The organism is Streptomyces virginiae (assembly GCF_000720455.1).
Classification (GTDB): domain Bacteria; phylum Actinomycetota; class Actinomycetes; order Streptomycetales; family Streptomycetaceae; genus Streptomyces; species Streptomyces virginiae.
Window position 1 is genome coordinate 1 of the sequence record NZ_JOAK01000061.1, and the last position, 9374, is coordinate 9374.

Here is a 9374-nt window from a genome sequence, read left to right on the forward strand (position 1 = left end):
GCCGGATACGGCCGAGCCAAACTCGACCTCCTGCGAACCCGGATCCTCCTCAGAACCTGACCACCAGCCGATCACAAGATCAGCGACAGAGTCCGTTCACCTGTACCGGCGTGAGCACATGCGGGGGGTACGCCGACACCGGGGTAATCGGGACGAGCGGCGCGGTGGTGTCGGGCATGACGGCTCCTCACGTACGGGCCACCGCGCGGCTCGCGATGGCCCAGGTCCCGAGACTGGGCGCGCGGCCCTGTGGACAGAGTCCGCCGCTGACGGGGGAGAGCTCGCCCTGACTTCGGCTCCCACATGGCCACTTTGACGCGATGCCCGTCACGGCCGCCGCTGTCCAGGTTGGTGTGGCAGCGTCAGCGAGCCGTGCACCCGCCCGGGGGAACGGCGCGCCAGGATGGGGAGCCCCGAGGGCCCGGCGCCCCCGAGCGGAAGGAGAGCGCATTGATCACCACGAACGTTCAGCGCCACGGCACGGTCCTGGTCAGCGTCACCGGGGCACTCGACGGGGAGGCGGGCGCGGAGCTCCAGCGGGCGCTGGACGACGTCACCACCGGTGAGCGGGATCTCATCGTCGACCTTCACGGCGCGATGTCCATGGACGCCGACGGCCTGCTCCATCTCCTGGCCCTGCACCGGCGGGCGGGGAGCCTGGGCCTGCGCGTCCTGGTCGTCGGCTGGCAGCCCCAGCCCCAGCAGCTCATGGCCGATGTCGCCGGCATCCGCGGGCGCGGCTCGGCCACCGGCGAACGGTACGCGGTGGCGGGCTTTCGCCGACTGATCGAGGAGCGGGCGCAGCGCGCACGCGACCTCTCGGATTTCGGTGCCGGTTGGCTGTCCGGCGTCTAGCGAGGCCCCGGTCCGTCGCTCGCACGGACGGTTCCCATTCCTCGGGGCCGGCGCCTCGCCACTCCACGAAGTCGGGGTGGCGTACTTCCGAGGGTGCTCATGGTGCCAGGGGATCGTCGTCCGGCGGAGGCTCGAGCGCCGGGGGAGGCAGCGCCTCCTACCGGAACTGCACCGCTGTCAGGGAAGCCGGGGCAGCCCAGATCCACCGCAATCAGCCAACTTCGCGACGAACTCGCTGCCGCATCCTGCAGCCGACGGCGAGCACTCGGAAACGCTGCGCTCGGGGTGAGCCAATATCTGTCACCGCGACCTAAGAATTTAACGGATCCCGCGGGGAGAGTTTCTATCGCCACGCGGCAGTCGGAAATATACAGCGCACACAAGCCGCTGCAGCGTGCTACTGTCGATCTCGGTTGCAGTTTTGGTACCCAAGAACTTCAAGTGCCTCCAGTCGGACTTCGGGCCGCAGGAAGCGCTTCGTATTTCCCGGTCAATTTCCCGGGCGGGGCATCATTGCGGCGACACGGCGTCCGCACAGTGCAGACGTTGATGTATTGCCCCAAAGGAGATATGACATGGCTGCTGGTACCGTCAAGTGGTTCAACGCGGAAAAGGGTTTCGGCTTCATCGAGCAGGACGGTGGCGGCGCTGACGTGTTCGCCCACTACTCGAACATCGCCGCCCAGGGCTTCCGCGAGCTGAACGAGGGCCAGAAGGTCACCTTCGACATCGCGCAGGGCCAGAAGGGCCCGACGGCCGAGAACATCGTTCCCGCCTGACGCTGACGCGCATTCTGTAGCTGGGGCCCGCATCCCTCGGGGTGCGGGCCCCAGCTGCGCGCATTTTCCGCGGTGCGTTCACCCGCGGTATCAAGCATTGAGAGATGCGGCCGACTGGCCCTCTCGCAGCTGCACCCGACTTCTTCTCCTGGTCGTCGCGTCCGCATGACGCCACCTCATTTCAGCGTCTGAGCCCGAACAGATTCCTGTCCGCCAGATCGCCATCGCATTCCATTCGGCCCGTTCTCGCAATTCCCTGCGTCTCTCGTACGCTGCGGGAATTCCTTGATACGTGCCGTATCAAGGAAGGTTCCGCATGAACCCCACTCGTACGAACGAGCGCTCTTCTCGCACCCGCGGCCGCACCGGCGGCCCCGCATTCGGCACCGGCGCCGGTTCGGGTCGGGGCAGCCGCTTCGGCCCGTCGACCCCGAGCCGTTCCGGAGGTCCGAGCCGCTCGGGCGGATACGGCCGCCGACCCGCCGCGATCCAGGGCGAGTTCGCACCGCCGAAGACGATCACCCCCGCGCTGGACGCCGTCGAGGCATTCGCCGACCTCGACATGCCGGCCCAGCTGCTCACCACTCTCACCCGTGAGGGCATGGCCAAGCCGTTCCCGATCCAGGCCGCGACGCTGCCCAACACCCTCGCGGGCCGCGACGTCCTCGGCCGTGGCCGTACCGGCTCCGGCAAGACCCTGGCCTTCGGCCTCGCGCTGCTGGCCCGTACGGCCGGCCAGAGCGCCGAGTCGGGTCAGCCGCTCGCGCTGATCCTCGTACCGACGCGAGAGCTCGCCCAGCAGGTCACCGCCGCCCTCACCCCTTACGCCCGGGCGGTCAAGCTGCGCCTGGCCACCGTGGTCGGCGGCATGCCGATCCACCGCCAGGCCGGTGCGCTGCGCGCCGGAGCCGAAGTGGTCGTCGCCACGCCCGGCCGCCTCAAGGACCTCATCGACCGCGGTGACTGCCGCCTGAACCAGGTCGCCGTCACCGTCCTCGACGAGGCCGACCAGATGACCGACATGGGCTTCATGCCGCAGGTCACCGCCCTCCTCGACCAGGTACGTCCCGAGGGCCAGCGGATGCTGTTCTCCGCCACACTCGACCGCAACGTCGACCTGCTGGTCCGGCGTTACCTGACCGACCCGGTCGTGCACTCCGTCGACCCCTCGCAGGGCGCGGTCACCACGCTGGAGCACCACGTCCTGCACGTCCACGGCGCCGACAAGCACCGGACGACGACGGAGATCGCGGCCCGTGACGGCCGGGTGATCATGTTCCTGGACACCAAGCACGCCGTGGACCGCCTCACCCAGGACCTCCTCGACAGCGGGGTCCGCGCCGCGGCCCTGCACGGCGGGAAGTCCCAGCCCCAGCGCACCCGGACCCTGGCCCGGTTCAAGACCGGACACGTCACCGTGCTGGTCGCCACCAACGTGGCGGCGCGCGGTATCCACGTCGACAACCTGGACCTCGTCGTCAACGTCGACCCGCCGACCGACCCGAAGGACTACCTCCACCGCGGCGGCCGTACCGCCCGCGCCGGCGAGTCCGGCAGCGTCGTCACCCTCGTCACCCCCAACCAGCGCCGCGAGATGGCTCGCCTCATGCAGGCCGCCGGCATCACCCCGCTGACCACCCAGGTCCGCTCTGGCGACGAGGCCCTGAACCGCATCACCGGCGCCCAGGCCCCCTCCGGCATCCCGGTCACCATCACTGCACCGGTGTCCGAGCGGCCCAAGCGCAGCACGGCTTCCCGCGGTCGACGCGGGCCGGTGTCGGCTGCCCGGCGCGCGAGCCTGCGACAGACCGCCTTTGATGCGGCGGCCTGAGAACCACGTGATCAGGACACTGACCCACCTCTGTAGGAGGCACCTTTTGACGCTGGTCCAGATGCAGCACCGCCCGGCGCATGCCGATGCCCATGCCGACCTGGTCCACCGGACGGTGGACGAGGCCATGGAAGCGGCCGGTCCACAGGTTTGCGACGACATGACCGTCGAGGTGGCCCTGGCCGTCATCGCCGGCGCCCGCGCGGACCATCTGCTCGTCTGTGACGAGGACGGCCTGTGCACCGGGATGGTCACCCGTGCCCAGCTCACCGCCGTCCGCGACAGCGCGGCGTACACGGACCGGACCCGTCTGCGTGATGTTCTCGGCGACCGCGGGCCGTTCGCCTCGCCCATGACGACGATGGCCGAGGCCGACCACGCGATGCGTTACCGCAGGCTCACCGCCCTGCCCGTCGTGGACGAACAAGGCGGCGCCCTGGGCGTCCTGGCCCTCAGCCGCTGAACCACCGCACCGTGGTCGGCCGTTTCCCCTTAACCCTGTGAGGCATCCATGCGCTGTGTCATCGCCCGTTTCCCGTTCGACCTGACCAGAAGCGGTGTCCTGGAATCGATGAAGGGCATCAAGCCCGAGCAGGTCATCGGCGAGTCAGTGATCATCGGCCGCCGCACCTACCCCGTCAAGCAGGTCGGCCAGGTCATCACCCGCCAGGACCGCCGCGACTTCAGCGCCGGCGAAGTCCTCCGCGCCATGACCCAGCTCGGCTTCACCTGCCGCGGCGGCCTTCCCCGGACCGCCGTGCCCACGCGCGTGCTCAGCCCCCTCCAGCGGGCCTCCGCGATGCTCGGCACCCCCGTGACCGCCTGACGGGTGGCCCGGCGGTGCCGCCACCCGATGAGCGAAAGGGGGCCCGACCGGCACACGCCGGTCGGGCCCCCTTTCGCCTGCCCAGGGCTTCCTGAGCCGGCCGGTTCAGTGGTCGGAGTAGCTGAAGTCGCCCACGGTCCAGGCGCTGACGTCCGCGATCGAGACGCGGTACATCCCACCCGTCTCCGGGATCCCCACCGTGCCCTGAAGAATGCGGGCCACATGGAAGTGCAGGTGAGTGGGTGGCCCCTCCTGGGGTGTCGTGGCGGTGAAGATCGCGGAGAACTCGCCCAGACGGGCGGAATCCGTCAGCACCTCCGACACCCGCTGCCTCCATACGGCTTCGGGAGCAAGTCGACCGGTGATGACGGCGCCGGAGGTGACCACGGTCAGGGACATTTGATTGCTCTGCCCGGACTCCACCAGGGTGGCAACGTCAACGAGCAGCTCGTCAGGCTTCGACATGAGAGCCGATTTTATGCACCGGTCGTCCCGTCCTCTCGACCGGGAGCGCTACCGGCCGCGAAGAGCGCTCACGTCCTCCCGCCGGAGGACCGACGAGTGCCAGCCGTCGCTCGGGGGAAGCGGTCATGCGCCAGCCGACGGCCTCCGCCACGGCGCACGGCGTTCGTGACGAGCTCGGCACGACCAAGACCACGATGTCCGCGGCCTCCGCAGCCGTCGGCTGACGGAGATGGTCCGGAGACTGGTTTCGCGACCCCATTGGAGAACAACCTCAGCCACTGTCATGACTGCGATGCCGGCGACCGCAGCCCGACGCCCGCGCCACCCGCCTCCCGCGGCCATTGCCATAGCCCCAACGCACCACAGCTTCGTGTGCTCGGCAGCTTCCTCGACCCGCGGCAGCAGCCGCCGAGCCCACGGCGAGTCCCAGGCAGCCATCAGGCGGGTGAGTCGCTCATCGCGATCACGCGTCGCAGCTCGACGCTCCGACTCACTTCGAACCCGATGCGTGGCGCCACGGGTGGGGCCTCCGTCGTCTCCACGCGGTCCAGAGTCAGGTCACTGGGTCCCGACTGGTGAGGGGCGACGGGCAGGCAACCACCGGGCCCCGCCACCCGCCCATGCTGCGCGGGCAGGGTCTGGCTCCGGTGCCGGGCCGGCGAAGCACGACCTCAGCAGCGGCCGCGTCGGGCCGGCGTCACCCCGGCCAGGTACCCGTGAGGCGCCGTATCGCTACAGCCCCCGATCGGTCGACCGAGGCCTTGACCACGGCAAAGATCGCACCCTGGATGGCCGCGGCGAGCAGGATCTGTTTCCAGGTGCGGTCCTCGTCGGTGGCGTCGGGAGCATCGTCCTCGCCCTCGATGACCTTCCAAGCCTGCTTGAAGGCAGCACCGGCAACCACGCCGCTGAGGGCTCCCAGAGCCATTCCGACGGGCTTGTAGGCGATCTTGGAGGCCTTCATCGGCGTCCCCGGCTGCGGCGGACCAGCAGCAGGGCGACCACAGTGGCGCCGACCGCGAGGAGCGGGATGCGGTTGGCGCGGGCGACTGTCGCTGCGTGCCCGGCCCTCTCCATAAGCGGGTCGGGGGTCTTGTTCTTCACCAGCTGGGCGGCCTGCTCCCTCTTCTGGCGGATCTGGTCGGCGACCATCGCCGCCCTCTCAACGGCCTGTCCCTTGACGGCGGCCGACTTCTCCTTTGCCTGGGCCTTGATGTCGGCCTTGCCCGCGAGCGCCTCGATGGTCTGGCCGAGCTCGTCGCGGGTGCGCTCCACCTGATCGCGCAGTTCTGCGGGGCTGGAACTCGCAGAGCTGGGCGAGGGGGTCCCGATGTGGGTCCGGGCGTCGTCGTTCATCGGTGTGCTTTCTCCTCGATCTCGGACAGTTCGGCTTGGACGCTGTCGATGGTCTGCTCGGGAGCCGGTGCGCTGGCTTGGGCGATCTGCTTCTTCCGTGCCAGTGCCGTCCCGCCCGCCACGGCCGCCAGGACGGCAGTGATGATGAGGGCGGCGTCCCATACCGGCAGAACCAGCGCGACAGCGGCTACAGAGGTTGATGCCAGGGCCTGGAGTACCAGGACTCCGAGGATGCTTGCGGCTCCATAGAGCGCGCCGCCCTTCCCGTATCGCTTGCCCTTCTGGCTCATCTCCGCTCGGGCCAGGTGCATTTCCTCGGGCACCAGGACGGATATCTGCTGCGAGGCGCGTGACACCAGGACTCCCACGGAGCCATCGGCAGCGTGATCCTGCCGCTGCATCGTGCTCATGACGGGGACACCTCGCCTTTCCCTCGATCTGCCGGAACGCGCGACACGTCCGTCAATGCTCCATTCAGCGATACGTGCCGTGACCGGTTGGTCTGGCAGCTGGCTTGTGACAACCAGTGCCAGGCCCCGGCCTCCAGGCCGCACCCGCGCAAGTCATCCCGAGTACCTCTCCACTGCAATTGAGATGCTCATGCCGTTCGCTGTGGCGCGGCTACCCCGGAACCGCCATGCCACCCGCGCGGCAATCCACGTCGTAGGAGAAGGGTTCGCGAGCGGCCCTGGAGTGCGGCTGGTGCGGGTCGGTGAACGCTGGCCAGACGCCGGTCTGGCGGCCGCAGGTGTGTCCGCATGCGGCGGCAGTCGCCGGCACTCCAGGCCCGGTTGTCCCGGGGCTCAACGTGTGGTTCGTCGGGCAACTCGGTGAGCCGGTGGGGCGCGCGCTCCTCAACGTGCGGGGCCGGGCCCGTGCCTTCACGGCCGGTGTGCTCCCACGTGTCTTCCCCACCGGGTCCTGGCGTCGGTGTGTTGTGTCATACCTGGCAGCTTTCCGCCGCAGCGCCGCTCATGTCCGCATGGCGCGAGAACCTGCCCTCTCTCGCGCGGCCTCGGCGGTGGCCGCCGCCTCTGCCGACGGCGCGGGGGCCATCGGTTCGGTGCGGGTTCGGGACGGCACACTGTGTCGGCCTCTGCAGCCGGCCGTTGCGGCGGAAGGCGCGGTAGAGGGCGCCCGAGGCGAGGGCCATGGGGCCACGGCCAGGGGGTAGCCGTAGGTCCAGGCGAGTTCCGGCATGTCTTCGAAGTTCATTCCGTACGCGCCGGCGACCATCGTGGGGATCGCGGAGATCGCCCCCACGCTGAGATGCGCCGCATGTCGTCGTTCTGCCAGGTACCCACGCGAGCCTGTTGCGCGCCGAGGACGGAGTCCAAGCTCGTCCAGGGTCTGGACCTCGGTGACGGTGCGGTGCAGGTGATCGTCGACGTCGCGGACGTACGGGGCGATCGGCTGGTGGGCGTCCTGCCCAGGGCCACCCAGCAGGCCCTGGAAGACGGGCACGAGCGGCTGCACCGCATCACGGAACTCGCGGGCCTCCCGCTTGAGGGAGTAGATGCTCTCGGTGTGATCGACACGGGAAGTCGAGAGCACTTCATCCTCGAGCCGGTCGAGCGTGGCGCGCACCGCGCGGGCTGCCTCGCTGTACGTGTCGACGGCGACGTCCAGCACGGCGTGCACACGGCCCAAGGGTCCGGGCGCAGCATCTGCGCCTCGGCGCTCTCTGCGGCCTCGCCGACCACCTCGTTCTCGCCCCCGCCCGCCACCTTCACCATCGGCAGCAGGCCGTCGCTGACCTCTGTTCCGCCTTGAGTACTGGCACCGGCGCCGCGACCGGCGAAGCCTCGCTGTCGACTGTGACCGCATCCGAAACACCATCGACGCTGAGATGGAAAACAACCGCCGCCGCGGATGCTGCGTCGCCAGGTCACGGCCCGGCCGTGAGCGGCGATAAGCGAACGCAAGTTCACCCGTGGCACTGCGGGTGGCTGCACATGTGATGGACTGGGCCATGGGACGTTTGAGGGTTGGGGCGTGCCATGGGCGGCATGAGAGATGGGGACTGCGATGGCCAGGACGGCTGATTCGTCACGCGCGGCGGCTGGGGCAGTCGGTGAGCCGGAGCTGCGGCAACTGCTGGCAGGGCTCACGGCGGTGCGCGACGGTGACTTCGGTACACGGCTGCCCGATGAGGCCGACGGTCTTCTCGGGGAGATCGCCACGGTCTTCAACGGGATGGTCGACCAGCTGTCACTGTTCACGTCCGAGGTCACCCGCGTCGCCCGCGAGGTCGGCACCGAGGGGACACTGGGCGGTCAGGCCGAGGTACCGGGCGTTTCGGGTACCTGGGCGGATCTCACGGACTCCGTGAACGCGATGGCCGGCAACCTCACCACCCAGGTCCGCGACATCGCCCAGGTGGCCACGGCCGTGGCGCGCGGAGATCTGTCGCAGAAGATCGACGTGGCTGCCCGCGGCGAGATCCTGGAGCTGAAGGACACCGTCAACACGATGGTGGACCAGCTGTCCTCCTTCGCCGCCGAGGTCACACGCGTCGCCCGCGAGGTGGGAAGTGAGGGCCGCCTCGGTGGCCAGGCTGAGGTGCCCGGAGTGGGCGGCGTGTGGCGTGACCTCACCGACTCGGTGAACTTCATGGCCGGCAACCTCACCGACCAGGTCCGCAACATCGCCCAGGTGACCACGGCGGTCGCCAAGGGGGACCTCTCCCAGAAGATCGCCGTTGACGCCCGGGGCGAGATCCTGGAGCTGAAGAACACCATCAACACGATGGTCGACCAGCTGTCCGCGTTCGCCGGGGAAGTCACCCGCATGGCTCGAGAGGTGGGAACGGAGGGGATCCTCGGGGGCCAGGCGGACGTGAAGGGGGTCTCCGGCACGTGGCGTGATCTCACCGACTCGGTGAACTTCATGGCCGGGAACCTGACCTCCCAGGTCCGCTCCATCGCCCAGGTGGCCACCGCCGTGGCCCAGGGTGACCTCTCGCAGAAGGTCCGCGTGGATGCGCGGGGCGAGATCCTGGAGCTGAAGACCACCATCAACACGATGGTCGACCAGCTGTCCGCGTTCGCCGACGAAGTCACCCGAGTGGCCCGGGAGGTCGGCACGGACGGCCGGCTCGGCGGCCAGGCCGACGTCAAGGGCGTCTCCGGCACCTGGCGTGACCTCACCGACTCTGTGAACTTCATGGCCGACAACCTGACCGCCCAGGTCCGTTCCATCGCCGAGGTCACCACCGCCGTCGCCCAGGGCGACCTGACGCAGAAGATCCGGGTGGACGCCC

General features: G+C 69.3%; 11 protein-coding genes. 6 read left to right on the forward strand and 5 right to left on the reverse strand.

Translation table 11 applies throughout. The features are described 5' to 3' along the window. Positions 1 to 450 precede the first annotated feature (450 nt). The 5 genes from IG86_RS0137465 (at position 451) to IG86_RS0137485 (ending at position 4291) form a co-directional block, all read left to right on the forward strand. Positions 451 to 855, forward strand: coding sequence for an STAS domain-containing protein (locus IG86_RS0137465; protein ID WP_030902920.1), 405 nt, complete (start codon positions 451 to 453; stop codon positions 853 to 855). 575 nt (positions 856 to 1430) lie between these two features. Further along, positions 1431 to 1634 (forward strand): cold-shock protein, encoded by a 204-nt coding sequence (locus IG86_RS0137470; RefSeq protein ID WP_008734853.1) that lies wholly within the window; start codon positions 1431 to 1433, stop codon positions 1632 to 1634. A gap of 316 nt (positions 1635 to 1950) precedes the next feature. After that, a complete protein-coding gene (locus IG86_RS0137475) occupies positions 1951 to 3465 on the forward strand; it encodes a DEAD/DEAH box helicase (protein ID WP_030833969.1) in 1515 nt (504 codons plus the stop codon). A gap of 46 nt (positions 3466 to 3511) precedes the next feature. Then, positions 3512 to 3928, forward strand: coding sequence for a CBS domain-containing protein (locus IG86_RS0137480; protein ID WP_030902927.1), 417 nt, complete (start codon positions 3512 to 3514; stop codon positions 3926 to 3928). 48 nt (positions 3929 to 3976) lie between these two features. Continuing rightward, entirely contained in the window at positions 3977 to 4291 is a 315-nt protein-coding gene (locus IG86_RS0137485; protein ID WP_030833970.1) for an SCO5918 family protein, read from the forward strand. 105 nt (positions 4292 to 4396) lie between these two features. On the opposite strand, the gene IG86_RS0137490 is transcribed toward IG86_RS0137485, so the two are convergent. The 5 genes from IG86_RS0137490 to IG86_RS42005 all read right to left on the reverse strand — a co-directional run bounded on the left by IG86_RS0137490 (position 4397) and on the right by IG86_RS42005 (position 7753). Further along, on the reverse strand, positions 4397 to 4756 hold the full coding sequence (locus IG86_RS0137490) for a hypothetical protein (RefSeq protein WP_008734844.1): 360 nt from the start codon (positions 4754 to 4756) through the stop codon (positions 4397 to 4399). A 697-nt stretch (positions 4757 to 5453) separates the two neighbouring features. Further along, complete coding sequence (locus IG86_RS0137500) at positions 5454 to 5720, reverse strand: DUF4235 domain-containing protein (protein WP_030833973.1); 267 nt, start codon at positions 5718 to 5720, stop codon at positions 5454 to 5456. Then, on the reverse strand, positions 5717 to 6112 hold the full coding sequence (locus IG86_RS0137505; RefSeq protein WP_030833976.1) for a DUF3618 domain-containing protein: 396 nt from the start codon (positions 6110 to 6112) through the stop codon (positions 5717 to 5719). The genes IG86_RS0137500 and IG86_RS0137505 overlap by 4 nt, the downstream gene beginning before the upstream one ends. Beyond that, on the reverse strand, positions 6109 to 6522 hold the full coding sequence (locus IG86_RS0137510; RefSeq protein WP_030902930.1) for a phage holin family protein: 414 nt from the start codon (positions 6520 to 6522) through the stop codon (positions 6109 to 6111). Before IG86_RS0137510 ends, IG86_RS0137505 begins: the two co-directional genes overlap by 4 nt. Before the next feature lie 562 nt (positions 6523 to 7084). Then, complete coding sequence (locus IG86_RS42005; RefSeq protein WP_157854985.1) at positions 7085 to 7753, reverse strand: CorA family divalent cation transporter; 669 nt, start codon at positions 7751 to 7753, stop codon at positions 7085 to 7087. Positions 7754 to 8140: 387 nt separating this feature from the next. Between IG86_RS42005 and IG86_RS0137520 the strand changes: the two genes are divergently transcribed. Continuing rightward, a partial coding sequence (locus IG86_RS0137520) for a HAMP domain-containing protein (protein WP_173429260.1) occupies positions 8141 to 9374 on the forward strand: 1234 nt, incomplete at its 3' end.